Source organism: Desulfotomaculum sp., from assembly GCF_982386235.1.
Genome location: NZ_CEVWQM010000008.1, coordinates 59,592 through 86,591, shown reverse-complemented (window position 1 = coordinate 86,591; position 27,000 = coordinate 59,592). Strand labels below are relative to the sequence as shown.

Genomic DNA, 27,000 nt, shown 5'->3' with positions numbered 1-27,000 from the left:
GCAAAGGTATACTTAATGAATAGATTTAACGCAAAAAACAACAACAGCAGATAATGATTATAAAGAAGATGAAGAAGAAGAATAAACAACAGCAGATGGGTAAAAAACCACCAGCGCCAAGAGCGCTAAAATCCAATGCCATGATATCAACTCCTTTTTACCAATTTATTCAACCAACCTGATTTTGACACAAAATATTCCAGAGATATTGCAAATTGGTGGGTTCGTTAAGGCTTATAGGTATTCGTCTAAGTCAACACGAACAATACTCACAAAACCGTTTTCATATTCATCGGCAACTGAAATTAATATCCGAGGCTTTAGGAAATTGGCGATTGTTTTCTACGGAATATAGCAGCCAGCCGGAAGCGGCATCAATGGCCATATCAACAGCCTCTGACAGGGTGTCTCCTTCAGTAACATAACCAGGTAGGTCAGGGCTACAGTATAACCACCTTCTTCACAAGGGTAAAAGCAAGCGGGATAAATTAATTTCAAGAGAGATCGGGCCGCCAACTATGAAGGGTGGGAGTAAGAGCAACCGCAAGAAGTCACCTAAAAATGATAATCGATATAAATGTTCGAAGGACTGAAAGATTGTCTTTACAATTAATCAATAGGTAATTACAATAAATACATGCTAGGGGTGCCTAAGTGGCTGAGAGGAGACCCACTCCAACCCTCGAACCTGATGTGGCTAATACCACCGTAGGGAAGCTTTTAGGTGTTTATTTGAGAAGCTTACTTTCGGGTAAGCTTCTTTTTTTGACTAGAAGCATCATCACGAGCTTGGTTAAGCCCTAAAATGCAAGGAGAGAAAGGAAATGAGAAAATGATTTATTCTACCCAAATGGATGCTGCCAAAAAAGGTTTAATTACAAATCAAATGCGGGCCGTAGCCCAAAAAGAAAATGTGGAGCCGGAAACCTTACGTTCACTTGTGGCTGCTGGCAAGGTCGTTATTCCTGCTAACAAAAATCACACAAATCTTGATTGCGAAGGGGTTGGCCAGGGTCTAAGCACCAAAATTAATGTCAATCTGGGTGTTTCAAAAGATTGTTATGATATTGATCTGGAATTGGAGAAGGCCAGAAGAGCGATAGAGTTAAAAGCTAATGCTATTATGGATTTAAGCTGTTATGGGAAGACACAGGAGTTTAGGCAGAAACTCATTGAGTTGTCGCCTGTTATGATTGGTACAGTACCAATGTATGATGCAGTGGGTATGCTGGATAAGGACTTAAAGGATATTACCGTAGATGAATTCTTTTCGGTTGTAGAAAAGCATGCCGAAGATGGTGTGGATTTCATGACGATTCATTGCGGAATGAATAAGGCAACTGCTGAAAGAGTGAAAAGAAATAAAAGACTAACCAATATTGTTTCCCGTGGTGGATCACTGCTTTTTGCTTGGATGGAACTTAACAATCAAGAGAACCCTTTCTACGAATATTATGACCGACTACTTGATATTTGCGAAAAATACGACATAACTTTAAGTTTAGGGGATGCCTGCCGCCCTGGATCCCTAAAGGACTCAACGGATCCTGCACAAATCGAAGAATTAATTACCCTTGGTGAGTTAACGAAACGAGCCTGGGCCAGAAACGTGCAGGTTATGATAGAGGGTCCGGGACATATGGCATTAAACGAAATTGCCGCTAACGTTTTATTAGAGAAAAAACTGTGCCATGGTGCACCCTTCTATGTTCTAGGGCCCATTGTAACCGACATTGCACCAGGCTATGACCATATTACCAGTGCCATTGGCGGGGCAATAGCTGCTGCCAATGGTGCAGATTTCCTGTGCTTTGTTACTCCTGCCGAACATCTTCGCCTGCCAAATTTGGACGATATGAAAGAAGGTATTGTTGCAGCACGGATTGCGGCACATGCCGCAGATATTGCCAAAGGAATCCCCAATGCACGCAAGTGGGACAATGCAATGAGTGCGGCTCGAGCTGACGTTGATTTTACCCGGATGATTTCCTTAGCCATCGACCCGGCTAAAGCCAGAAAATACAGGGAAGAATCCAAACCTGAGTGTGAGGATACCTGTACCATGTGTGGGAAAATGTGTCCTATGAAAAATATGAAGAAAATATTAAATGGTGATGATATAAGCGTTATATAATGACTCGTCCGGCTTCAATTAGAACGGTCAAATTTTCTTTGGCCGTTGCCTAGGGGTTCCCTACTTAACACCAAGTTTTTCTTGCCTTGGACAATCTAGGTGCCTTATAATTGAATGCGGAAAGGGGATGAGAGACTTATGAAACACATTAAGACCTTAAATAAGAACTCTTTAAAAGCAACTCTAAAAACCGGCGGTTGCGGAGAATGTGCTACTTCTTGCCAATCTGCTTGCAAAACCTCTTGCACGGTAGGCAACCAAGTATGTGCTAAGCAGGCCTAAACATTCAGAGGGATACCGCAAAAAACAACCTTGTCTCCTTGGGATCCTTTTCCCTCTGGGGATAAGGTAATTTTTTTCACTATCTGAATATAAGATTTTAAGGATGGTCGTATAAGAAAAGCGGAGACTCGCGCGATAGGCTCTTGCCTGTGACTTTTAGGGTATGGCGCACCCTTAAGGGCATAAACAAGCCAAGCTTTTCTAAGGAGGATTTTTTATGATACATAAGTTTGAATTTGATGGTGTACAGATCGTATTGGATGTGCACAGCGGTTCTGTGCATGTAGTAGATCAACTGGTTTGGGATACCCTCGGGGATTACCAACTGCTTTCAGAGGAAGAAATTAAACAAAGGTTTTCAGATAGATATACACTTGGCGAAATTGAACAAGCGCTGGGGGAAATAAAGTCGCTGGTGGAGGAAGGTCTTTTATTTAGTACAGACCCCCATCAGGAAGGTTATCAGCCGAGGAGAGATGGTGTTGTTAAAGCCCTTTGCCTTCATGCCGCCCATGATTGCAACTTGCGCTGTAAATATTGCTTTGCCGGTGAAGGCAAATTTGGTGGTCCAACTGGCTTGTTATCGGAGGAGACTGGTCGTGCGGCCATTGATTTTCTTATTCAACAATCGGCAAATCGTAAACACATTGAGATAGATTTTTTTGGCGGGGAGCCTTTGTTAAACTTTAAAGTAATTAAGAAACTGGTTTCTTATGGCAGAGAGCGGGCCAAAGAAGCAGGCAAAGAGCTTAAGTTTACCCTGACCACCAACGGTGTTTTATTAAATGAAGAAGTGCAGCAGTTCCTAATTGAAAACAAAATGGCGGCGGTATTGAGCTTGGATGGCCGGCCGGAGGTCCATGATAGCATGAGGCCATTTTCCGGTGACAGAGGCTCCTATGAGAAGGTGGCTAAAGCCTTTCAGGAATATGTGCAAAAACAACCCCCAGGAGGTTATTATATCAGAGGCACCTTCACGCGACACAACCTGGACTTTAGTCAGGATGTTTTGCATATGGCGGAGTTAGGCTTTAAAGACGTTTCTGTGGAGCCGGTTGTTGCCGGAAATGATACGGACTATGCCTTCAAGGAAGAAGATATTCCGGTGCTCATGGCGGAATATGAAAGGCTAACCAGGGAACTACTCCCCCGGCTGAATGCAGGAGAACCCCTTAATTTTTTCCACTTTAATATCGACTTAAACGGGGGGCCTTGCCTACCGAAACGGTTATCTGGCTGTGGTGCGGGCTACGAGTACTTAGCAGTGACCCCCGAGGGGGATCTTTACCCCTGCCACCAATTTGTTGGGAAGCCGGAATTTTTACTGGGCAATGTGAAAGATGGTGTGCAAGGACAGGAGATTATCGAGGGCTTCCGTCAAGCCCATATTTATAATAAGGAAGACTGTATAAATTGTTGGGTCAAGTTTTACTGCAGCGGTGGTTGCCATGCCAATGCCCATGCTTTTAACCATGACCTTTTAAAACCATATCAACTGGGTTGTCAGCTGGCTAAGAAACGCTTTGAGTGTGCTATTTATTTAAAAGTAAAACAAGCAGGATTGGCCTAATAACCAGGGCGTGTTGCTAGCGATCCAGCCAGCAACACGCCCTGGTTATTGTGCAATAGCTGCAGGTTTTCCTAACCGTTTACTATGCCAGAAAATTATGGTATAATTATCACGCTTTGTCTTGCCTTTCTACGACATATTTCGAAAAATAAATACGATTCATCGATAATAACAGCGTAAGTTACCGAAAGGAGATGACTCATGGTAGTAAAGGAAAAAATAACACAGCTAAAAACATGGTTAGGGAAACAACCCAAAACGCTTAAGCAAGGAATTTCTGCTTTACTGGTATTAGGCCTTGTAGTGGGAGGGTTTTCAATTGCGAAGGCCCAAAATGCCTGTGCTGTGGAAGTGAATGGTCAAGTGGTAGCGATAGTGGAAGACAAAGTACAGGCAGAAAAAGTAGTCAATTGGTTAATGAAAGAAAACCAAGCCAAAGGAAGCAATGTTAAACCACTGCAAAGTATTACATACCAGACAACCCAAAAAGATAATAGCCTAATAAGTGAAGAAGAACTCAAGCAAATATTGGCAGAACAATTAACCTTTGAGGCAACAGCCAGTGGTATTAAGGTGAACAACGGCTTAAAGGTTGCTGTTAAGGATAAAACCACTGCGGAGAAAGTTTTAGAAGAGCTAAAAAATGAGTATAAAGTTGGTCCGGAATTTAATGTAGATTTCCGGGAAAAGGTAGACATTGTAAGTGTGCCAGTGGAGACCAGCAAAATTTTATCTTTGGAAGATGCCCTTAGCCGCCTCAAGGGGGAAAATGGAGTCCCCAGGTATCACACAGTTAAAGAAGGGGAAACCCTTTGGGAGATTGCCAACAAATTTAATATAAGCCCCGAAGAACTACAGGATGAAAACCCCGATTTTACGCCAGAAAGAATGCAAATTGGCCAAAAAATAAAAATGGTCGGGGCAGCAGAACCACTGCTTAACGTAGAGGCAACGGTAGAAAAAACCGTCAAAGAAGAAACTTCCTTGCCCCAGCAAATCAAGAAGAATGCAAATCTTCCCTTTGGACAAAGTCGGGTGGTACAAAAACCCGAGAATGGTTTAAAGGAAGTTACCTATAAAATTGTCGCCGTAAATGGCCTGGAGATTGAACGCCAAGTCCTTAATGTCAATGTAATAAAGGAAGCCAAACCACAAATCGTGGAGCGAAGTGCCCAAACGGTGGTTGCCTCCCGTGGTGCTAGGCCCTCTGGGGCAATAATTTCTCCCTTTGGCCAGAGGAGCGGGCGGATGCATACAGGAGTAGACCTAGCCAAAGCCTATGGTAGCCCTGTGGGATCTTATAATTCTGGTCGTGTGATACGAGCTGATTGGTATGGCGCATATGGAAAATGTGTGGATGTTGATCATGGCAGTGGTGTAGTTACCAGGTATGCACATCTTTCCACGATTAATGTAAAAGTGGGACAAACAGTGGATAAGGGTCAGAGTATCGGTAACGTCGGTTCCACAGGCAGATCCACAGGCCCCCATTTGCACTTTGAAGTCATTGTCAACGGAGTACCTAGAAACCCAGTTGGCTATATATAAGACGATGAAAACCACCCCTTTGTTACGCGGGTGGTTTACTTTTTATAGACAATTTGTTATGATTGTCCATAGCAATTAATGGTGATCTAGCTGAGGTGATTTCGTTGTTTTTTAGAAAGAGAAAAAATAGCAAAATGCAAAGGATTGTCCTTGGTGTGCTGGCTGCTGTATTATCATTTGGGCTTTTAGCCTCATCAATAGCTTGGACCGGTCTAGGTGGATCTACGGATCCAGGTACACCCACTACTCTGCAAGAAAGAATAAAAAATTTAGAAGAACAGGCTAAGAAAACGCCAGAGGATAAAGGCCTTTTGGCCTCCCTTGCCTCCCATTACACCCAAGCAGGTAAGATCGATAAGGCCAGTGAAGCCTATCAAAAAATAGTCAAGCTTGACCCCAAGGATGTTTCTGCCCGCCAAAACCTAGCCCTTCTGTACTATACCCAGGGCAAACTGGAGGCGGCCGAGCAGGAATTAAAGAGTGCGTTGGCAGTAGAGCCGGATAATGCAGACTTAAATTACCAGTATGCAAAGCTTTTGGCAGAAAAGAAAGATTACAAAACGGCTATTACACACATGGAGAAATTTCTAACGGTTCAAAGTAAAGGACCAAAGGCAGAAGAAGCTCATAAATCAATCGAAACATGGCAGAAAGAAGCCGGGCAATAATTGCTCGGCTTCTTTTTATTTCCACTTGGACTAAGCATCAAACAAGAATATAATTATAATTAATTAGTTATAAGGAATGGAGGTTATTTATGCCTCAAATTGAAACAACGAATACGAAAATAAATAAATTTATAGGAATAACCCTTGCTGCCTTACTGATCCTGGCGGCTTTTTTTATGAAAATGCCGTACACGATTAAGAACACCAGTTATACTCTTTTTAGGGAAGGCATGAGGCAGAAGGCCCTGTGGTCAACCAAAACCATGACCACCCTCAACGGAGATTATTTTAAGGTTCGTTATACCCCAGGCAATGAACAGGATGCGACATTGGTTTTAACTGCCGCCGAAAGATTTTACTCTCCCATCGCTGAAAAATATGGCTATACGGGCAAAGGCAGGATACCAATCATTGTATACAATTCAAGGGCGGATCTAAACCGTAACTTTGGTTGGGAAGCCAATGAGAGTGCCATGGGAGTTTATTGGGCGGGAGTTATTAGGGTTCTTTCACCCCAGGTATGGATAGACGAGGCTGACCCGGAGATGTATCGGGAGGAATTTATTCAATCTGGTCCCATGGCCCATGAATTTACACATTTGGTGGTGGACTATATTACAGCGGGCAATTATACGCGCTGGTTTACCGAAGGCATGGCCCAATATGAAGAATATAAATTAACCGGCTTTGAGTTTGATTCGTTGCAAGCTACCCTGGATCAGCCCCTGTACCCACTGGCTGAAATGAATCTGCATTTTGACGACCTGCCAAATCAGCCCTTAGCTTATCGCCAGTCTTACCTGGCTGTTCGCTATATAGCCGAGGTGCACGGTGAAGATGTACTGAAAGAAGTACTAAAAAATTTAGCCTCCGGAAACAAAATGGAAATCGCATTAGAAAAGTCCCTGGGAGTTAAAATGAAGAACTTTGAAGAAAACTATCAAAATTGGGCAAAGACCATAGAATAATCTCTAGCAATAGGACTTTTGGCCATAAATTGTTAAAGAAGCAGGATTTACCAGACCATCAATAGAATATACTTTAAGTTGATCTGGGAGCGATTTACTTTTAGGAGGTCTAAACATTTGAGCAAACTCATCATTACAGGGGGACAAGCGCTCCATGGTAAGATAAAAGTTAGTGGTGCTAAAAATTCTTCCCTCGCCATCTTATGTGGTGCATTATTGGCGGAGGAAGAGGTTGTATTAGATAATGTACCGGATATCAGTGATGTTCGGATTTTATTAGAAATAATGGGAACCATGGGTGTCAAAATCCGCTGGCTGGGAGAGGAATCTTTATCTCTTAAGAGCCCGGAAAGGATTGCCGAAGAGGCACCTTATGAATTGGTGAAGCAGCTAAGGGCTTCCAACCTATTACTGGGTCCGATGCTTACTCGTTATGGTAAGGCTTCGGTATCTTTACCTGGCGGCTGTAATATCGGTGTTCGCCCGATGGACTTACATTTCAAGGGACTAATTAGCCTTGGCGCTGAGATGAACTTAGAAAGAGGGATCATCCAGGGGACAACCGGCAGATTAACAGGATCAAGGGTCTATTTAGATTTTCCCAGTGTAGGGGCCACAGAAAATATTATCATGTCTGCCTGTTTGGCCAATGGTCAAACGATCATTGAAAATGCAGCCAAGGAACCGGAAATTGTTGATTTGGCAAACTTTCTCAACAACCTGGGGGCTAAGGTGCGAGGAGCTGGGACAGATCTAATTAAAATAGAAGGACAGCACCGACTAATCGGCGGCCGTCATACCATTATTCCGGATAGGATTGAGGCAGGAACCTTTATGGTTGCCGCAGCAGCCACTAGGGGTGAAGTTATTCTGGAGAGTGTAATACCCAGGCATTTGGAACCCTTAACAGCTAAATTAAGAGAAGCAAATGTTGAAGTTGAAGTTAGCGAAGACACCATTCGCGTTAATGCCACGAACATAGAGGCTAAAAATATTGATATTAAAACCATGCCATACCCTGGCTTTCCCACCGATATGCAATCCCAAATGATGTCATTCTTAGCCACCGTACCGGGCACCAGTATTATCGTAGAAAACATCTTCGAAAATCGTTTTCGGGTGGCGGATGAGATAAAAAGGATGGGGGCAAACATTAAGGTTGAAGGAAGAATGGCAGTAATTGAAGGTGTTTCTTCCTTACAAGGCACGAAAGTTAAGGCCTCCGACCTGCGGGCCGGTGCAGCCCTGGTTATCGCAGCACTGATGGCCAATGGTGACACGGAAATTGGTGATGTGAACTTTATTGACCGTGGTTATGCCAACCTGGAGTCTAAACTTACCTCCCTTGGTGCAGTTATTAAAAGGGCGTAGAAAATATAATGAAAATCCAACAAAGGCGTGCCGCAGGTACGCCCTTGTTGGATTTTTTAATTAAGGCATTTGTTCATATAAACAAAATTAGCAGCAGGAATTTGTTGTTTTAAACAGAATATAATGCATTAAGCAAGCAAACGAACAATTTAATAACTGGAGGACTAAAATGGCAGATGTCAATCCCATCATTGCTCTAATTGCACACGATAAGAAAAAACAAGAAATGCTTCAATTCGTTAAACAACATCTAAGCGTCCTAAAAGAATGCGAATTAATTGCCACAGCGACAACAGGGAATTTGATCAAAAAGGAAACACCCCTTAAACCCTACTGTTATTTATCTGGCCCCCTAGGCGGTGATCAGCAGATCGGTGCACGCATAGCTGGCCAGGGGATTACAGCCGTGATTTTTCTGCGAGACCCCTTAACGGCTCAACCCCATGAACCAGATGTTGCGGCACTACTAAGGATTTGTGATGTTCACAATGTTCCACTGGCTACCAACCTTACTTCCGCCGATATCCTGATGGAATGGGTGAAGAAATTAGTGAATGGCTAGTCTTGTACTAAGTACACCAGACGGCATGGTATGCGTAGAAGGAAGATTATTGGTGCGATCGAACCGGCCAGCGAAAATATAGAGACCCTTAAAGCGATGATCTAGGCATGAATGTAGCGGGACTAAATTTAATATTCCCACCATGGTAGGGCTGACCCGGGCATTGTCGTTATGTAAGACCGGGGAACGGATAACTGTGGATGGTCAAAAAGGTTTAATCGACAGGGGTATGACACAAGTTCTCTAAAAGAAATTAGGCATAACTAGAATGTGCACCTCCATAGGATAGAAGCAGTGCGAAAAGATTAAGCAGATCGGTGTTCGTTTGCCCACTTACACGGATTTGCTTTTTTGAATTAAAAGTGCCGAATAAAGAGAATGATAAAAGAAACAAGCCTTAAAAATGTTCATGTAAACATAATTTTCAGCAGGAATATGTTAATGTGGGCAGAATATAATGTTCAAATGAACCTTTAAATTCAAAATTTACTGTTGCCCGATAGGTGGTTATGGTAAATCAAAGCTAACAGGGGGAAAAAACTTGAGTACGGAGCGGCAAGAAAAGATTCGCTTTTTACTTCAGGAGCATGGAAACCTTACAGTTACTGAATTAGCTCAGCATTTCGGTGTGTCGGAAATGACCATTCGGCGGGATTTAAAAGCCCTTGCCAATTTAGGCCTGGTACAGCGTGAACACGGTAGGGCCCGATATCCCCAAATTTCTCACGATGCCCGCTTTATAACCAGGTTGGGTGAAGCTGAGCGTGAAAAAACCTCCATCGGTCGGTTAGCGGCGGATATGGTTACTGAGGGTGAAGCGATCATTCTTGATGCCGGGACAACTACCTTGGCCATGGCACAATCATTAAACAAGTCCTGTGTGGTGTTTACAAATTCACTGCCCATTGCCAATGTTTTATCGCTTAATGAAGAAATCAATGTATTGGTTGCCGGCGGATTAGTTCGAGGCTCAACCAATGCTTTAGTGGGTCCGATGACAAGGGTTTGTCTGGAGGGATTTAACGCAAAAAAATTATTTCTGGCCGCCACTGGGGTCAGTATTGAGCGGGGGTTATCCACGGACAATCTATTGGAATTAGACGTAAAGAAAGCCATGTTAAGCACAGCAGATGAAGTGATACTTTTGGCTCACAGTGAAAAGTTTGGCAAGGTGTACCACCATACCTTTACCCACTGGAATAAGGTAGATACAATTGTTACCGATTCAGGGCTGCCCCAGGAAATACATCAGGAACTAGAAAACATGGGGGTTAAGGTATTGACAGCTCAGATATAAATGAAAAGGGTTTTAGCTCATGGCCCCGTTTTAGTTTCATCGTTTTTACCGAGGGTCATGATGGGTTCATTAGCGGGAGAGTCAAACTAGTCAGTTGACTAAAATGATAATATTTGGAGGTGTTGTTAATGACAAAAATTGCCATTAACGGGTTTGGGAGAATCGGTAGAAATGCATTCCGGGCTATGTTTAAAAGGGGTTTGCTACAGCAGGGGTCGCCCCTTGAAATTGTAGCAATCAACGACCTTACTTATCCACAAACCCTGGCCCATTTATTAAAATATGATTCTATACACGGTGAGTTTGAGGCAGAGGTTGCTTGTACCGAAAACAGCATCATCGTTAATAACAAGGAAATAAAGGTATGTGCAGAAACCGACCCAGCCAAACTTCCCTGGGCTGAATTAGGGGTAGAGATCGTGATTGAGTCTACCGGACGCTTTACAACTGGCCCGGATGCTGCCAAACATATCCAGGCAGGAGCTAAAAAAGTTATTATTTCTGCACCAGCCAAGGAAGTGGATGCCACCATTGTCATGGGGGTTAATGATCAGGCCTATGACCCGGCGCAGCATCATATACTTTCGAATGCCTCTTGCACCACCAACTGCTTGGCTCCCTTTGCCAAAATACTGCACGAGAAGTTTGGTATTGTTAAAGGTTTGATGACCACGGTACACTCCTACACCAATGACCAACGAATTTTAGATCTGCCCCACAAAGATTTACGCCGTGCCCGGGCAGCCGGCCAGTCTATCATTCCCACAACCACCGGAGCAGCTAAAGCGGTGGCGCTGGTTCTGCCAGATCTGAAGGGAAAGTTAAATGGTTTTGCTATGCGTGTGCCCACCGCAAACGTATCAGTGGTTGATTTGGTGGCTGAATTAGCTGTCTCCACCACTGCGGAAGAGGTTAACGCCGCCTTTAAGGAAGCCGCGGAGGGACCTTTGCAGGGTATTCTAGCTTTCAGTTCCCTGCCTCTGGTATCCAAGGATTTTAACGGTAACCCCAACTCCTCTATTATTGATGGTCTGTCAACGATGGTTATCGAGGGAAATATGGTGAAAGTTGTTTCTTGGTATGACAATGAGTGGGGTTACTCCAACCGTGTCTTAGATTTAGCTTTGATGTTGGTTAATAAAGGGCTGTAACAGCAAAACAGAAACAGTAAAGACTGCTGTCGATAATTGCCAGCAGTCTTTATTATTCCATACTAAATTTGCTCACCCAAAACCGCTTCGGCTATATTTACTGCATGATCACCGATTCGTTCGAGATTACTGGCAATGTCAACAAAGAAGACCCCTGCATCCCCCGTACAGACCCTTTCATTCAGGCGAACAATATGTGCCTGGCGCAGCTCGCGCTCCATCTGATCAATTTGCTTTTCCTTTACTAACACCGTTCTGGCCAGTTCTTTGTTGTTACCAAAGAGGGAATCAAGGGCAGTTTGGAAGGTTTCAACTGTTAATTGAAACATTTCATTTAGTTCAGTCTTTGCATCTTCGGAGAGGTTAACTTTCTTTTCCACCCGGAATTCAAGCAACTCAATAATATTTTCCGCATGATCTCCCACACGTTCAATATCTCGAATTGTATTCATCAGCCGATTATGTTCTTCCGATTCAAGGGGGCTTAAAGGCCTGGTTGAAAGTTCCACCAAATATTCCGTAATCACCTTATCAAAGTGATTAATGGCTTTTTCATATTCCAGGGCCAGGGTTGCATGTTTCTTTTCCTTGGTATTTAAAAAGTGAATGGCCTCAGAGACGGCATCCTTGGCGTATTCAGCCATGCGCTGAATCTCTTTCTTTGCTTGCCCCAAAGCAATTGAAGGGGAATGTTCAATAAAGGTTGGATTTAAAAATTTGGTGCTGGAATCCACATAAACGTCTTCGCCGGGAATTATTTTTGTTACAGCCCAGGCAAGTGCGGCGATAAAGGGAAACTGGAGAATGGTATTCGATACATTGAAAATGCCGTGGGCAAAGGCAATGGTCATTTCCGGATTTAAACCCAGTGCGGTCTGCAAATAACCGATCAATCCTGTATATAATCCTAAAATAGTTAAAAAAATGGCTGTACCAATAACATTGAACAGTACATGGCTAAAGGCTACCCTTCTAGCAGATACTGAAGCTCCCAGGGAGGCCAGGATAGCGGTAATTGTCGTACCAATATTATCACCAAATAGGATGGGTAAAGAGGCGTTTAAATTTATTGCTCCCTGTGAATAAAGCTGCTGTAGGATACCGATGGTGGCGCTGGAACTTTGAACAATAACTGTAAAAAGAGTACCCACCAACACACCTAAAAAGGGGTTATCACTTAACATCAGCATGAGTTGTTGAAATTGCTCCAAAGAACGAAGGGGCTTCATTCCTTCACTCATTAGCTCTAAGCCATAGAATAATGCCCCAAAGCCAAAGAAAAATTGGCCAAAGGAATGAATGGCTTTACCTTTGAAGAAGAATAACAAAAAAGCACCCAAGGCAATAATTGGCAGGGCATATTCACCAAGATCAATCCCGATAATAAAGGCGGTGACGGTGGTGCCGATATTGGCTCCCATAATTACGCCGATGGCTTGCCTAAGCTTCATGAATCCCGCACTAACCAATGCCACTGTGAGTACGGTGGTGCCTGAGCTGGATTGAATCAGTATGGTAATAAACATCCCGGCAAATACACCCATCAAGGGGTTTGTTGTGAAACGGTCTAAAATGTCCCTTAACCGATCCCCTGCCGCCGCCTGAAGACCATCCCCCATATATTTTATACCAAACAAAAAGATTCCCAGGCCACCAATAAAACCAAATATCATTTCTTGCAGATTAAAGTCCAAATAATATCAGCCCTTTTATGTTTAATAAGCAAAGGATTACGTTATATTGTTGCTCTATTTTTAATACCTATCCATTTTTTCCAAAGTGAACCGTTAGTATTTGAACGAGTTATCAGACAAGCTTGCAAAATAAGGAATATTAAATTAACATAGGCTATAAATTGAGGGCGGAAGGAAGGGTAAAATGAAATTCATTGTTTCCAAAGATGTTTTTGAGAAAATGGAAAGCGTTTGTTTTGCTGTTGTCGTTGCCAGGGGCATTAATAACGAGGTTGAAAATACCGAGATTAGCAGCCTGTTAGAAGCCAGTATTAAAGCTATCGAAGATAAATTTGGGGCTGCTAAAGTAAAAGAAGCCAAGGAAATCATACCCTATAGGGAGGCTTTTACCAAACTTGAGATGAATCCCAATAAATTTATGAGTTCCATCGAAGCCATGGCTTCTCGCATAGCAAAAAAGAAGGGCTTTCCCGAAATAAATCCCGTGGTTGATCTTGGCAATGCCATATCCTTGAAATACCTTGTCCCCCTGGGGGCCCATGACATGGACAGTGCAACCGGGGATATTTGTGTACGGTTTTCCCATCAGGGAGATCAATTTATTCCCTTTGGCCAATCAGAGCAGGAGTATCTGGAGCAAGGAGAACTGATTTATTCAGTGGGTGACAAAGTAAAAACCCGCAGATGGATTTGGCGGCAGAGTGAACAAGGCAAAGTAACGGAAGAAAGTAAAAACATATTTTTTCCCATTGATGGATTTAAAGGTCAAAACGATCAAAATGTAATCGCCGCCAGAGATGAGCTGGCAGAACTGCTGCAGCGGTTCTTTGGCTGCCAGGTAGAAGTGGGATTTATCGATAAAGACAACCGGGAAATGGAATTGGCATGAAAATAACAATTCTTTGTGTTGGCAAACTAAAAGAAAAATACTTGGTGGAAGGGATTAAAGAATACACCAAGCGAATGACCCCCTACGCCAAAGTCGATCTAACCGAAGTACCAGACGAACCCTGCCCAGAAAACGCCTCTCCAGCTCTGGAAGAAAGGATTCGCCAGAAGGAGGCGGACAAACTATTAAAAAAGCTCAGACCAGATACCTTTTTAATTGTTTTAGATCTAAAAGGTAAAATGCTCTCATCCGAAGAAATGGCCAACAAAATCCAAACCCTGGCCATTTCCGGTAAAAGCGACCTGACCTTCATCATCGGCGGCTCCATCGGCCTAGCCCCCTCCTTAACCCAAAGGGCGAACCTTCTCCTCTCCTTATCCAACCTCACCTTCCCCCATCAACTGGTGAGGCTGTTGCTAATGGAACAGATATACCGTTGGTTTAAGATTATACATAACGAACCGTATCATAAGTGACGGAGAAATTTTTTATAAAAGTAAAAATCAGATTACCACCTGCAAGACAAAGGTGGTAATCTGATTTTATAGCTTGATTAATATGTGAGAACGAAGCGTACGACATCCAAGATAGATTGCAATTGCCAAGCAACCTAACGCAACTCCAAAAATTTGAGTTTTTCCCGCACGGCCCAAGAGGGATGGTCATTACTTACCACCTCAAAAGGGCACTTGCATCAACCGTGTACGGTAAAATGGCATGTGAGCATTCCTTCTAAACCAAGTCATTATCAGCCACATAATAGGTAAAGGTATCGATTGAATCTTGGTCTTCATCGTAGAAGTAAACGGTAACGGTATCAACGCTGACATCTGCATCGTCTTCAAAGGCATCAGCAAGATACTCGCAAATATCTGTTATATCACTTTCGATGGTACTGTTGCTTAAATCATCCCACTCTGAGGCTGCATCGTCATCATCCGCCTCAAGGGTTGCGGTAACAGATTCATCATCGTCGTCAAAGGAAACATTGGTAATTGTAAAGGTTAGGTCACCTACATCAAAATTATTTCCCTCGAGATCGTCCTCAATCGTCTCTATATCTGAATCTGAGCTGCTATCCCGATAATCATCGTCTTTAAACGTCACATCAAGGCTGTCGTCCCCATACTTGTTGAATTTAACCAAAACATCATTGCTGTCGTTATCGATAATTTCTCCTTCAACTTCAGTATCACCCGATAATTTATTTTGAATACTGTCAACCAGATCCTCCAGATAGTCCTCAATGTCGTTGTCGTCCAGGTCGCTCCAATCATCAGCATAGTCATCCAGATTAACTTCAATCGTAACATCGATATCATCTTCATCGCCAGCTAGACGAATAGCATCAATCCTTACATCTTCTAGGTAATCATAATCGGACGCTAAATCATCCTCTAAATCACTTATTTTATCATCATCATCGGCAGAAGACTCAAGAGTTGCTATGGTATTATTTAAATTTTCTATTTGCAGTTTTAGATTCTGAATTTCTAAATCCTTTTGAGTTAATGCGTCGGTTGATGTCCCCGTATTGCCTGTTATTTTCACTGCCTTATTTGCTCCGTCCCACTGAACAGTCTGGTTGAGGGCCTCCGAAACCAACCGAATAGGAACAAAGGTTCTGCCGTTGTAAAGAATAGGTTCTTCATTTTCTTGTAAACGGATGACATTATTATTTACGTAGATCTGGGTATCCTGATCGGTAATGGTGATTTGCTTTGTAGTTGTTCCTGCTTCCGCCGCTAGGCCGATTACTGTTATCATAGCTACCGTCAGTACGAATGTAAGGAATCTTTTTTTCATGAGTTACAGCTCCTTTAATTGTTTTGGCTGGATCTAAATTCCGTCCAATGAATAAAAGGATAACCACAAAGGTTACCCCTACTCCAGGCAGAAATCCACCTCATGTTTTTCATTGTAGAACTAGAATTTAAAAAAATTATGGTAATAATATGTAAAATTGTGAAATTTATAGGCCCTTCTATAAATTTATATTAAAAGATAAGTTTTGAGGCTAGCCGTGTTTTGGCTAGCCTCTTATACTTTAGTTAATAGAGCATTCTAAAATAAAACTTATGTATAGAAAGGATATTTAGAATGACACCTTTTACCGAGAGAGTAATTGACATTATACGAAGCATACCCAGAGGCAGAGTCATGACTTATGGGCAGATTGCAGGCTTTGCAGGAAGCCCCCAGTCCGCCCGCCAAGTCGTCCGTATACTTCATTCTATGAGCAGAAGGCACAACCTGCCTTGGCAGCGGGTCATTAATGCAAAGGGAAAGATCGCCCTGCAAAATAAAGAGTCCTATAATGAGCAAGAGCGGATTCTAAAGAACGAAGGGATTGAAGTCGGTTTAAATGGGACGATCGATTTAGCTAAATATCAATGGCATCCTTGAAACGAAGAGGGACTTGACTAGCTATGAAGAGTACAATCAAAAAAACCTAGAAAAATTAATGAGCCCAACAGGAATTTTTGCCGTTGCCACTGGATTTGTCGGCGCTGGATGGATGGTATCTCTGTTCGATGTACAGCCCCAACAACTGTTCAAACTTACCGTTGACGGCTTTACTCGTTTTTACGATGAATCGCTGCAATCATCCGGTTTTCAACTTACCCTCCGGCCCCAAGGTGATCGATTCCATGTCCACGGATAAGCTGATTCAGGTTTAATCCGCTTTTTGTCTGAAAGAGCAGAGAACGCCGCAGCAAATACTACGGCGTTACTTTACCTATATTATTTCCCATGAGGGATGATCCCGTAGGAAACCACGCGGGTGGTTTCATTATTTTGTATAATTATCAAAATAGCCTTGGATATAGATGATAGGGGTACCTTTATCTCCGCTGCCTGAGGTTAAGTCGGAAAGTGACCCAATAAGATCCGTAAGTTGTCGTGGGGTAGTGCCTTGTGCTTCCATAGCACCTACCAGGTTTGATTCTTTATTGATAATATATTCTGAAATAGCTTTTTTAAGTTCTTCCCCTTTTAAATCAGCAAAATTATTATCGGCAAGATATTTTAATTTAACTTCGTTAGGTGTACCTTTAAGTCCTGCTGTATAAGCGGGCGACACCACAGGATCAGCCAGTTCCCAAATCTTGCCCACAGGATCTTTAAAGGCGCCATCGCCATAAATCATAACTTCTACAGCTTTACCTGTCTTTTCTTTAAGCATAGCTTGTATACTATCCACAACAGATTGACAATTACGTGGGAAAAGCTTAACACTTTCTTCGGTTGCTTTATTTGAACCTAAAAGGCCATAGGCTTCATTATAACCACTGCCATCAATAGAAGTTGATAAAATATCATCGAGGCTATAAATTTTATCTCCGCCACTTGCTTTTAATATTTTTTTAGTTCTAAATCTTGAGTGAATATCACAAGTCAGAACATTTTTTGTATAACTTAAAATGGTTTTTGCGGTGTTTGAGAAGATAATCTCACATTCAATACCATACTCTTCAATTATAGATTTATAATAATCAATATAATCAATACCAGTAAAAATATGTTTTTCATATCCGAAATAGCCACGGAATTCTGCCTCAGTTAAAACATCTGTCCAAGGGTTAACACCTTTTTCGTCAAGCATATCGATATCTACCAAGTGATTGCCTACCTCATCCGAGGGATAGCTAAGCATTAAAACAATTTTCTTAGCCCCTTTTGCAATACCGCGAAGGCAAATAGAAAAGCGGTTACGGCTTAAAATAGGAAAGATTACTCCGATCGTATCCTTGCCAAACTTTAAACGGATATCCTTTGCAATATTATCAATAGTTGCATAATTTCCTTGAGCACGGGCTACAACGGATTCTGTTACAGTAACAATATCCTTATCATTAATGGAATAGCCTTCTGTTTCTGAAGCCTTTAATACAGTGTTGACAACTATTTCTGTAATATCGTCCCCCTTATTGATAATCGGGGCACGCAGGCCTCTAATGACAGTTCCGACCATTCTTTCCATTTTATATCTCCTTATTTCTTTTCAATTTTAGATAAGTGCGTGTTTAACACTTATACTTGTACTATACAATATCTTTATGATATAAGTAAAATAAATATATATAATGGGTGATATAAGGAGAGCTTATGTGATCAGTAAATTAGATTTATATAAAGTTTTTTGTGAAGTCGCTAAATGTGAAAGCTTTTCTAAAGGGGCAAAAGCACTACATATGACGCAGCCGGCTGTAAGTCAAGCAATTATGCAGCTGGAAGGGGAGCTTGAGGTAAGGCTTTTTACAAGAACATCGAAGGGAGTAATTCTTACGAATGAAGGGAAACTCCTTTTTGAGTATGCAAATTCTGCTATGAATTTAATTAATGCAGGCGAAGAAAAATTATTAGAATCTAAAAACATAATGTTGGGAGATTTAAAAATAGGGGTAGAGGATGCTATATTTCGATATTTTTTACTACCTTACTTAGATAAATTTCACAATGAATGCCCCAATATTAAGCTAAGAATTGTGAACAGAACAATTTTAGAACTTTGTGCGATGTTAAAGTCAGGGACAATTGATATTGCCATCTGTAATTTTCCCATTGAAGACTCTTCTTTAGAAATAAAAAGATGTATGGATGTGCAAGATATTTTTGTTTGTGGTGATAAATACAAGAATATACTTTCTACACCTTTAAGTTTTGAAGAATTATCAAAATTACCATTAATATTACTTGATGCTAAGTCAAATTCAAGACAGTATGTTGAAAAATATATTTTATCAAAGGATATTGAAATCACCTCAGAAATTGAGCTTGGCTCCCATGACCTATTATTAGAATTTGCAAAAATAAACTTAGGTATTGCTTGCGTAATTAAAGAGTTTTCACAGGAATATTTAAAAAACGGGGGTTTATACCAGGTTAAAACGGTGGAGGAAATACCCAAAAGGAGTATCGGGCTTTGTTTCTCAAAGAATATATCCCTTTCTCCAGCTTCAAAAAGGTTTGTGGAGATATTGGATAATTAAAAAATCTAAAAAATTAGCCCCAGTATTTCTAAATTAGGCAAAAAATGAGCAAAGGAGTCCAAGGGCCTGATACCAAATATGGAAGACGCCAATCATATTCGGCCTACAAAAAGTATTTTTATTAGTGTATAGTATCGTAAAAAAATTTCTAATTAGTCTCTGGTGGTGATTAGATGAAAGAGGTTTTTACAATTGGCTATGCGGGTTTCAAGATAAATGAATTTATTAGAGTTCTTAAAGAATATAAAATAAACAGCTTGATTGATGTAAGAAGTAACCCAATTTCGAAATTCTATGAAGAGTACAATCAAAAAAACCTAGAAAAATTATTGAGCTCAACAGGAATGATTTATAGAAACTATAGGAAGGAATTTGGAGCACGACAAGAAGACAAAAAATATTATAAGAATGGCTATTTAGATTTTAATTTGTATACCCAATCAAATAACTTTTTAGAGGGTATTCGCAAAATTGAAGCAGGTACGAAATCGAATTACACTTTTGTGTTCATGTGTGCAGAGAAAGATCCAAGTACTTGTCATCGAAATATCATGGTGGCGAGGGAGTTTTATAAATTAGGATATGATGTGAAGAATATACGATCAGATGGTTCCTATGAATCTCAAGAAAGTATGGAGAAAAGACTCGTAGAGAGATACTTTCCGAATAGAAACCAATTGACACTGTTTTCTGAAAGCATCTCTTGGCAACAGATGGTAAAAAGAAGTTATGATTTAAGAAACAGTGAAATTGGATATAGAATTGATGAGGAAGCGGAGGTTAACTGGCAAGTACTATAAAATGGTGGCTCAAATGTTTTATCAAAGTAACATGGTACAAAAATTGAACCAGACCCATTGTCCATTAAACCCTATCAAAATCCTTTTATAATCGGAATCAAAGAACTTCCTTCCAAGAATAATAATTATATTACCGATGGTTATATTAACTAAAAAACCAAAGATAGGTTTAAATGAAAAGACACTACGTAATTGTTCTGCTAAGTTTGACTTGCCTATTGGTGATAATTGACGGCTGTAACTTAAACCATCGGGCCAATAAAGAACCTGAAAGCGTTCAACCCAGTCCTCAGGCTGCCTCTAAGTCTTACACCTTTCCTGGTGAATTTGATCAGCAGCAGGCCATCTGGCTGCAGTGGCCCCCCGAAATATACAACACCGACCGGCCGATTTATCCTGTGGCCATGGAGATTATGAAAGCTTTGGACCCATACATTCGGGTTAATCTGATGGTGGCGCAGCCATTGTATCACGCAGCACATGCTCGAATAACAGTGCAACAAAGCAACATCGGGGCCAGGCTGGCAGTATTGGCCTAAACTGTGATAAATCCTGCCAGCCTGACCCCGATGATGATTGAGATAGGGAGGCCTGCCTGTATGAATTCATATGTACTTGAGTTCCAGGAAATTGACAAAACAAAGCTCCCGCTTGTCGGTGGCAAAGGCTTAAACTTGGGTGAACTTTCAAGGATTGAGGGAATACGGGTGCCGGAAGGTTTTTGTGTCACCACCGAGGCATATCAAAGAATTATCGGTCATAATGGGGAGTTTAATAAATTGCTGAATCAACTATCCTATTTAAAGGTGGATGACAGGGAAAGAATCGGGGATATCAGTGGAAAAATACGTAGGTATATCGAAGGGAGAGGGATCCCAAAGGACATCGCGGGAGTAACCCTTCGCTATCTTTCAAAGTTTGGTGAGGAAAATACCTATGCCGTGCGTTCCAGTGCTACCGCTGAGGATCTGCCGTCGGCTTCCTTTGCGGGTCAGCAGGATACGTATTTGAACGTTATCGGAAAGGATGCTATCCTGCAGCATATTAGCAAATGCTGGGCTTCCCTGTTTACAGACAGAGCGGTGATATACCGTATGCAGAACGGGTTTGACCATCGTAAGGTCTATCTGTCCGTGGTTATCCAACGAATGGTTTTTCCCCAAGCATCCGGGATTATGTTTACGGCCGATCCTGTCACCGCCAATAGGAAGGTGCTGTCCATTGATGCCAGCTTTGGGCTGGGTGAAGCTTTGGTCTCTGGCCGGGTAAATGCTGATATCTATAAGGTGAGGGGCGGCACCATCATTGATAAGAAGATCTCCACCAAGAAATTGGCCAGTTATGCCTTAAGAGAAGGTGGCACGGCGGAACGGGAGATTGAGCCCGAACAGCAAAATAAGCCGACATTGACAGACCGGCAAATTTTACAACTGGAGCTTATGGGTAGAAAGATCGAGGCCTATTTTGGCTGTCCCCAAGACATTGAATGGTGTCTTTTGGAAGATGACTTTTTTATCGTTCAGAGCCGTCCCATCACTACCTTATACCCGATACCGCAAGTTAACGATGGAAGGAACCATGTGTATCTATCCATAGGCCATGGGCAAATGATGACAGATGCCATCAAACCATTGGGTATGTCCTTCTTTCAGATTTTATCATCGGATTTTCCATTCTACAAAGCCGGCGGCAGGCTATTTATGGACCTAACACACGACTTGGCCTCGCCCATTGGACGAAAGATACTGCTCCGTACCATGAACAAGAGTGACCCATTGATGAATAACGCGCTCTCGAGGTTAACGAAGCGAAAGGCATTTATGCAATCGCTACCGAAAGGTAAAAGAGCTTTTAGGCTGGGTACAGAGCAGCTATCCTGGGCACTTCCTGTTGAGGCCCTGAGGATTTACTTTAAAAATGATGCCACGATTGTTCAAAAGCTTATTTCGAACAATGAGGCATCAATCAGAAATCTACAGCAGAGGATTGCCAACCTAAGTGGCGATGAGCTATTTGCATTCATTTTAGAGGACCATAAGGAACTAAAAGAAATCATGTATAGCCCTCACAGTATGGGTATTATTCTTGTTGGTGTATATGCGGCAGATTGGCTTAACAAGAAAATGGAGAAGTGGCTGGGCAAAAAGAGTGCAGCAGACACACTTTCCCAATCAGTAGCCAACAACATCACATCGGAAATGGGGCTTGCCCTGTTAGATGTATCGGATGTTGTCCGTCCGTTTCCAGCGGTAATTGAATATTTTCATCATGCCGATGATAAGACCTTTTTTGAGGACTTGGCCATGATTCCTGGCGGGGATGCTGTCAGCAAATCCATCCAGGCCTATCTAAAAAAGTATGGCATGCGTTGTTCCGGTGAAATTGATATCACCAGAACCCGTTGGAGTGAACAACCCACAGCACTTATTCCCATGATTCTAGGCAATATAAAAAATTTTGACCCCCATGCCAGTGGCCTTAAATTTCAGCAAGGGCTGCAGGAAGCAGAGCAGAAGAAACGCGAGCTTATGAATCACTTGGAAAAATTGCCCGGGGGTAAAAGTAAAGCCAAAAAGACAAAGAAGATGATCCGTCTATTGCGGAATTTTATTGGTTATCGGGAATATCCTAAATATGCCTTTATTCAACGTTACTTCATTTATAAACAAGCCTTGCTAAAAGAGGCCGCTGTACTTGTGCAAAAGGGAATCATCCGGGAGAAGGAGGACATCTATTATCTATATTTTGATGAACTCCGAGAGGTGGTTCGTACGAATTTACTGGATTATAGCATCATTACTAAGAGAAAAGAGGATTACCAGGCATATGAGAAAATGACACCGCCCCGGGTAATGACATCTGATGGTGAGATCATATCCGGTCAATACACCATTGGCAATATTCCTCCGGGTGCTTTGCCGGGCATGCCTGTCTCAGCCGGTATCGTCGAAGGCCGTGCACGGGTGGTTTTAAAGATGGCGGACGCAACTATAAGCGAGGGCGATATTTTGGTCACGGCATTTACCGATCCCAGTTGGACGCCGCTATTTGTATCAGTTAAAGGCTTGGTAACGGAAGTGGGCGGTCTAATGACCCATGGGGCTGTAATTGCTAGGGAATATGGACTCCCAGCGGTGGTAAGTGTCGAAAACGCCACTAAATTAATTAAAGATGGACAGATCATTCGGGTAAATGGAACGGAGGGGTATGTAGAGATACTTTAACCAGAAGAACTAGAAGGGGTCAGGCTTGCAGGATTGTAAAATAAAAATACAATGCGGTAAGCCTGACCCCACGATGAATTAGATGAAAAAGCAAGCAAAAGTAAAGGAGTCTGGCTTCCATCTATAATGCAAAGCCCGCTGATAGAGCACAAAATAAAGTGATAAAAAATCAGTAAGAGAGATGGTTTTAGTATATCATTTAGAAGAGGATAGTCAGCTAACTAGGAGTTATACGATTGATTATGATAACTACAACAAGTATTTTGAAATCCATTTATGAATCGAAAGAATATAAAAAGCACCGTTACGGGGTTTTCAGCGTGGATGCATTCGGATATCGAAAAAATGATCAGCCGTTCCAACTTAGAGTCAGGGAGGATAAAGAAGTTGTTATCCTGAAGGCGGGGGATATTAAAGAAGCTATCGATATAATAAAGCAGGATATCGAAGCTGAAAACTATGAGCAGATGAATGATAACAAAACACCTTGGGCAGGCATCCGTCTTTTGATAGCCGATGACAAAATAAAAAACATCAAAAACCGGATACGGATCAAGGCTTGGTACCTAGTAATCGGTTAGTTAAAAGGGTGTGATTGATTGAAAATCGACAGACTGATTTCTATTTTAGTCATACTACTTAGAAGGGAACGTGTTCAGGCAAAAGAACTTGCTGAAATGTTTGAAGTTTCCGTGAGGACAATTCTTCGGGATATAGATGCAATAAACCTGGCAGGGATACCGATTGTGACCTATCAGGGAGTGAACGGCGGGATAGGAATAGCAGAAGGCTACCGTTTAGACAGGAGTATACTGACTGAAGACGAAATGGCTGCAATTATAACGACGTTAAAAGGAGTAGCCGAAACCATACCGGATCACAAGCATCAAGTTTTATTAGAGAAGTTCAAGAATACGTTATCCCCAACCCAGCTTGAGATGCTCAATACAAAGGTAAACCAGCTTGTAATTGACTTGTCCCCCTGGGGAGGAAACAGTCTCCTTAAAGAAAAAGTAGTAGCTGTACGCAAGGCCATAGAAAGCTTGCGAGAGATTGAGTTTATCTATACAGATTCAACAGGGAAGAGGACAAGCCGCCGAGTAGAACCCTATTCGCTGGTTTTAAAAGGACAAAAATTGTACCTCTATGCGTGGTGTCAACTAAGACGGGACTTTCGGCTTTTTAAGCTGGCAAGGATAAAAGAACTGGTTGTTTTGGAAACCGCCTATAAATCGAGGGAAATATCCCTGGAGCAGTTTCCCTGGGAAAGTGAATGGCAAAAACCAGAAAATTTGGTATCCCTGGAGTTGGTTTTTGAGAAAGAGATGGAAAGCATTGTCGAGGAGTGGTTCGGTGAAGATACTCGGATGCATGAGGACGGCAGGATGATGGTTAATGTCTTGCTCCCTGAAAACAATTGGCTGTATGGGTTTCTTTTAAGCTTTGGGACCGGCGTGGAGGTTGTCAGCCCGCCCCGCATTCGAACGATTCTTGCAGAAACATCGAAAGAAATTTATAAAAAATATACAACCGAAACATGACATACAGTTGTCATGTTCCCAATGGTATAATCTACAAAAAGCTAAAGGGGGCAATTTTATGAATTACAAATTTGAATTAACGGAGCAACCGGCCCAACCGGTACTTTCTATGCGTACAAGGACTGCTGTTGGGAACCTGCCACAGGAGTTAGGCAAAGCATATCAGGCGATCTTTCAATATTTGTCCGAAGTAGGGGAGAAACCGTTAGACGCGCCCTTTGCAGGGTATTACAACATGGATATGCAAGATCTTGATGTGGAGATGGGCTTCCCGGTTGCAAAACCCCTTGCAGGGCAAGGTGAAATTAAGCCAAATGAAATCCCGGCAGGGAAGAGGGTATCCTGTCTTTATAAGGGCCCATACGATCAAACGGAGCCAGTTTATAACGCAATGATGCAGTGGATCGATGAAAATGGTTATACACCCACGGGAGTGGCTTACGAGTTTTACTATAATTCTCCGATGGATGTGCCCGAAAGCGAACTTTTAACAAAAATTGTGTTTCCCCTTAAATAAGAACAATACCTTAAAGGAGAGGTAAAGAATTAGCATGATTTGTTACAAAAAGACCGGCAGCAGTGAAAATCGAACTGTTCGGTCCTTTTGTTTTTAACAGTTGAATTTCTACCCCTCTATCATAATAGGGACCACATTATCTTATCGCCACGGTGTTGTTCCGACCCAGTAAATCCCTTAGCCATTCACCGTGTAGGGATAGGCAGTTGGTCGGTAGGTTATCCAGCTTAAAGAAGGCAACCTCCGCAGTCTCCACACCGTCTGCTCTCAAATGCCCCCCAACGATCTTGCATTCCATACAGGATGTAATGTAATGACTTACCTTACCCGAAGGATGAGACACCACGAGGAACCGTGGGTCTGAGTAAACTCCGATGAACCGGCTCACTGTTACCTGTAGGCCGGTTTCTTCGTTGACTTCCCGGATAATAGCTTCCTGCACGGTCTCGCCGGGTTCGATGTGTCCGATGGGCAAGCCCCACACATTAAAGTCCATTCTTTTAATTAAAAGAATCCTGTCAGTCTCGTCAAAAATCACGGCTGCCACAGCAGGTTCAACGGTTTCTGGCCAGGCATAGGTGGGCTTGTCCCAGGGACGAGCCGTTATTGTAGGGTTAAAAATTCCTCTGAGGTTTGAGATTCTGGCATCCGGAAGGCGGAAATCCTTAGGGGAAGGGAAAGCGATGGCCTTGTCCGAGCAGAAAATCGCCGTGATTCCCTGCTGGTGAGCCCCTAGGATATCGGTATAGGGATTGTCCCCTACCATGGCCACCCCTAGCTTGGGATCTAGATGATCAAGGACTGTGCGAAACATTGGGGGATAGGGCTTCCCAATGACGACCGGACGTTTACCAGAGGAGGTCTGAATGGCACGAACGATGGCACCGGTTCCTGGGCAAGGGCCTTCGGGGCCGGGAAAGGTTGCGTCGACGTTGGTGGCAATAAAGTTGGCACCCAGGTTAATCAACCGAATGGCTTGGCTTATATGACCGAAGGAAAGTTGATCATCATGCCCCACAACCACAGCTTGGCAGGGACCATTTTCCACCAACTCTATTCCAAACTGCCGGATCTCCGTTTTTAGACCTTCACTTCCCAATACATAGACAGAACGTATATTCATTAAGCTGAGATTTTTGGCTGTGGTCCAACCGCTGGAAATTACCTCGTCCAAGTGAACTTCTAGACCAAGACTTTGTAATCGTTCGACGAATTGCTGTCGTGTGGGGATCGGGTCATTGGTTAAGAAATAGATACGTTTATTTAGCTTGCGCAGTTGTACCAGGGTTTCCTTTACACCGGGGAGCAGTTTACCGCCGATATAGATAACGCCATCCAAATCAAATAAGAAAACATCAAATTTTTCTGCTAACAGGGAAATCCCCTCCTTTTTTAGCAGCATCCATTTGGGTAGTATAAATCATTCGTTTTCCCCTTCCTATCAGAATAGTAGGGGCTTAACTAAGCTTGTGCGGGCAAAGCTCAAAAAAGAAGCTTACCGAAAGTAAGCTTCTCAACTGAAAACGGTAAGCTTCCCTACGGTGGTATTAGCCACATCAGGTTCGAGGGTTGGAGTTATCTCCTCTCAGCCGTTCGGCACCCCTAGCCAAGTATTTATGCTATGTAAATTGTAATTCATAGATCAATTGTTTGTAAAGACAAATTATGGATGTGATGGGGTCCGCAGCCATTTCCCAGATGGAGCGGATGCTACTATATTAATAAATTCGCCGCTATCTTTAATAGGATGAGCCGTACCACCGTAATGGTTAAAATATCGTAAGTGTGGG

General features: G+C 42.4%; 26 protein-coding genes and 2 riboswitches. Of the genes, 21 read left to right on the top strand and 5 right to left on the bottom strand.

Features of this window, described 5'->3' with window-relative positions; translation table 11 throughout:
- Positions 1–289: 289 nt before the first annotated feature.
- On the bottom strand, positions 290–385 hold the full coding sequence (locus AC1U9Z_RS06735; protein ID WP_479956495.1) for a hypothetical protein: 96 nt from the start codon (positions 383–385) through the stop codon (positions 290–292).
- Between the two features lie 247 nt (positions 386–632).
- Positions 633–732, top strand: a riboswitch (TPP riboswitch).
- A 100-nt stretch (positions 733–832) separates the two neighbouring features.
- On the opposite strand from AC1U9Z_RS06735, the gene thiC reads away from it, so the two are divergent.
- From thiC to gap, 10 genes are all read left to right on the top strand, one after another.
- The gene (gene thiC / locus AC1U9Z_RS06730) at positions 833–2,134 is read left to right on the top strand and encodes a phosphomethylpyrimidine synthase ThiC (protein WP_333531472.1); all 1,302 of its coding nucleotides are present in this window, start codon (positions 833–835) and stop codon (positions 2,132–2,134) included.
- Between the two features lie 138 nt (positions 2,135–2,272).
- On the top strand, positions 2,273–2,416 hold the full coding sequence (gene scfA / locus AC1U9Z_RS06725) for a six-cysteine ranthipeptide SCIFF (RefSeq protein WP_083755196.1): 144 nt from the start codon (positions 2,273–2,275) through the stop codon (positions 2,414–2,416).
- A gap of 217 nt (positions 2,417–2,633) precedes the next feature.
- Positions 2,634–3,986 carry a thioether cross-link-forming SCIFF peptide maturase gene (gene scfB, locus AC1U9Z_RS06720; protein WP_333531473.1) on the top strand — a complete coding sequence of 451 codons (1,353 nt, stop codon included), beginning with the start codon at positions 2,634–2,636 and terminating at the stop codon, positions 3,984–3,986.
- A gap of 201 nt (positions 3,987–4,187) precedes the next feature.
- A complete protein-coding gene (locus AC1U9Z_RS06715) occupies positions 4,188–5,534 on the top strand; it encodes a M23 family metallopeptidase (protein WP_333531474.1) in 1,347 nt (448 codons plus the stop codon).
- 95 nt (positions 5,535–5,629) lie between these two features.
- Positions 5,630–6,202, top strand: a complete 573-nt coding sequence (locus AC1U9Z_RS06710) for a tetratricopeptide repeat protein (protein WP_333531475.1) — start codon at positions 5,630–5,632, stop codon at positions 6,200–6,202.
- 89 nt (positions 6,203–6,291) lie between these two features.
- Complete coding sequence (locus AC1U9Z_RS06705) at positions 6,292–7,170, top strand: peptidase MA family metallohydrolase (protein ID WP_333531476.1); 879 nt, start codon at positions 6,292–6,294, stop codon at positions 7,168–7,170.
- Between the two features lie 117 nt (positions 7,171–7,287).
- Positions 7,288–8,541 (top strand): UDP-N-acetylglucosamine 1-carboxyvinyltransferase, encoded by a 1,254-nt coding sequence (gene murA / locus AC1U9Z_RS06700; RefSeq protein WP_333531477.1) that lies wholly within the window; start codon positions 7,288–7,290, stop codon positions 8,539–8,541.
- A gap of 169 nt (positions 8,542–8,710) precedes the next feature.
- Complete coding sequence (mgsA, locus tag AC1U9Z_RS06695; RefSeq protein WP_333531478.1) at positions 8,711–9,103, top strand: methylglyoxal synthase; 393 nt, start codon at positions 8,711–8,713, stop codon at positions 9,101–9,103.
- A gap of 541 nt (positions 9,104–9,644) precedes the next feature.
- Positions 9,645–10,400, top strand: coding sequence for a DeoR/GlpR family DNA-binding transcription regulator (locus tag AC1U9Z_RS06690; protein WP_333531479.1), 756 nt, complete (start codon positions 9,645–9,647; stop codon positions 10,398–10,400).
- A gap of 128 nt (positions 10,401–10,528) precedes the next feature.
- Positions 10,529–11,551 (top strand): type I glyceraldehyde-3-phosphate dehydrogenase, encoded by a 1,023-nt coding sequence (gap, locus tag AC1U9Z_RS06685; RefSeq protein ID WP_333531480.1) that lies wholly within the window; start codon positions 10,529–10,531, stop codon positions 11,549–11,551.
- Between the two features lie 62 nt (positions 11,552–11,613).
- On the opposite strand, the gene AC1U9Z_RS06680 is transcribed toward gap, so the two are convergent.
- Positions 11,614–13,245 carry a Na/Pi cotransporter family protein gene (locus AC1U9Z_RS06680; RefSeq protein ID WP_333531481.1) on the bottom strand — a complete coding sequence of 544 codons (1,632 nt, stop codon included), beginning with the start codon at positions 13,243–13,245 and terminating at the stop codon, positions 11,614–11,616.
- Between the two features lie 184 nt (positions 13,246–13,429).
- On the opposite strand from AC1U9Z_RS06680, the gene AC1U9Z_RS06675 reads away from it, so the two are divergent.
- Together AC1U9Z_RS06675 and rlmH are read left to right on the top strand one after the other, a co-directional pair.
- A complete protein-coding gene (locus tag AC1U9Z_RS06675) occupies positions 13,430–14,134 on the top strand; it encodes a B3/B4 domain-containing protein (RefSeq protein WP_333531482.1) in 705 nt (234 codons plus the stop codon).
- The gene (gene rlmH / locus AC1U9Z_RS06670; RefSeq protein WP_333531483.1) at positions 14,131–14,610 is read left to right on the top strand and encodes a 23S rRNA (pseudouridine(1915)-N(3))-methyltransferase RlmH; all 480 of its coding nucleotides are present in this window, start codon (positions 14,131–14,133) and stop codon (positions 14,608–14,610) included. Before AC1U9Z_RS06675 ends, rlmH begins: the two co-directional genes overlap by 4 nt.
- A gap of 256 nt (positions 14,611–14,866) precedes the next feature.
- Here rlmH and AC1U9Z_RS06665 read toward each other — a convergent pair whose 3' ends face one another.
- Positions 14,867–15,940, bottom strand: coding sequence for a copper amine oxidase N-terminal domain-containing protein (locus tag AC1U9Z_RS06665; protein WP_333531484.1), 1,074 nt, complete (start codon positions 15,938–15,940; stop codon positions 14,867–14,869).
- Between the two features lie 294 nt (positions 15,941–16,234).
- On the opposite strand from AC1U9Z_RS06665, the gene AC1U9Z_RS06660 reads away from it, so the two are divergent.
- Positions 16,235–16,540, top strand: coding sequence for an MGMT family protein (locus AC1U9Z_RS06660; protein WP_333531485.1), 306 nt, complete (start codon positions 16,235–16,237; stop codon positions 16,538–16,540).
- A 13-nt stretch (positions 16,541–16,553) separates the two neighbouring features.
- Positions 16,554–16,799, top strand: a complete 246-nt coding sequence (locus tag AC1U9Z_RS06655) for a hypothetical protein (RefSeq protein ID WP_333531486.1) — start codon at positions 16,554–16,556, stop codon at positions 16,797–16,799.
- 129 nt (positions 16,800–16,928) lie between these two features.
- On the opposite strand, the gene AC1U9Z_RS06650 is transcribed toward AC1U9Z_RS06655, so the two are convergent.
- Positions 16,929–18,119, bottom strand: a complete 1,191-nt coding sequence (locus AC1U9Z_RS06650; protein WP_333531488.1) for a coenzyme F420-0:L-glutamate ligase — start codon at positions 18,117–18,119, stop codon at positions 16,929–16,931.
- Between the two features lie 127 nt (positions 18,120–18,246).
- Between AC1U9Z_RS06650 and AC1U9Z_RS06645 the strand changes: the two genes are divergently transcribed.
- The 7 genes from AC1U9Z_RS06645 (at position 18,247) to AC1U9Z_RS06615 (ending at position 25,210) form a co-directional block, all read left to right on the top strand.
- Positions 18,247–19,128, top strand: a complete 882-nt coding sequence (locus AC1U9Z_RS06645; protein ID WP_333531489.1) for a LysR family transcriptional regulator — start codon at positions 18,247–18,249, stop codon at positions 19,126–19,128.
- A 173-nt stretch (positions 19,129–19,301) separates the two neighbouring features.
- Positions 19,302–19,928 (top strand): DUF488 domain-containing protein, encoded by a 627-nt coding sequence (locus AC1U9Z_RS06640; protein WP_479956487.1) that lies wholly within the window; start codon positions 19,302–19,304, stop codon positions 19,926–19,928.
- Positions 19,929–20,101: 173 nt separating this feature from the next.
- Complete coding sequence (locus AC1U9Z_RS06635; protein WP_479956486.1) at positions 20,102–20,467, top strand: hypothetical protein; 366 nt, start codon at positions 20,102–20,104, stop codon at positions 20,465–20,467.
- Between the two features lie 60 nt (positions 20,468–20,527).
- The gene (gene ppsA, locus AC1U9Z_RS06630; RefSeq protein ID WP_479956484.1) at positions 20,528–23,152 is read left to right on the top strand and encodes a phosphoenolpyruvate synthase; all 2,625 of its coding nucleotides are present in this window, start codon (positions 20,528–20,530) and stop codon (positions 23,150–23,152) included.
- Between the two features lie 236 nt (positions 23,153–23,388).
- Positions 23,389–23,733 (top strand): hypothetical protein, encoded by a 345-nt coding sequence (locus AC1U9Z_RS06625; RefSeq protein ID WP_479956482.1) that lies wholly within the window; start codon positions 23,389–23,391, stop codon positions 23,731–23,733.
- An 18-nt stretch (positions 23,734–23,751) separates the two neighbouring features.
- On the top strand, positions 23,752–24,693 hold the full coding sequence (locus AC1U9Z_RS06620) for a helix-turn-helix transcriptional regulator (RefSeq protein WP_333531494.1): 942 nt from the start codon (positions 23,752–23,754) through the stop codon (positions 24,691–24,693).
- A gap of 58 nt (positions 24,694–24,751) precedes the next feature.
- Positions 24,752–25,210, top strand: coding sequence for a GyrI-like domain-containing protein (locus AC1U9Z_RS06615; RefSeq protein WP_333531496.1), 459 nt, complete (start codon positions 24,752–24,754; stop codon positions 25,208–25,210).
- 136 nt (positions 25,211–25,346) lie between these two features.
- Here the strand turns inward: AC1U9Z_RS06615 and AC1U9Z_RS06610 are convergent, their stop codons facing one another.
- Positions 25,347–26,612, bottom strand: a complete 1,266-nt coding sequence (locus tag AC1U9Z_RS06610) for an HAD-IIA family hydrolase (RefSeq protein WP_479956479.1) — start codon at positions 26,610–26,612, stop codon at positions 25,347–25,349.
- 114 nt (positions 26,613–26,726) lie between these two features.
- Positions 26,727–26,824, bottom strand: a riboswitch (TPP riboswitch).
- Positions 26,825–27,000: the final 176 nt, after the last annotated feature.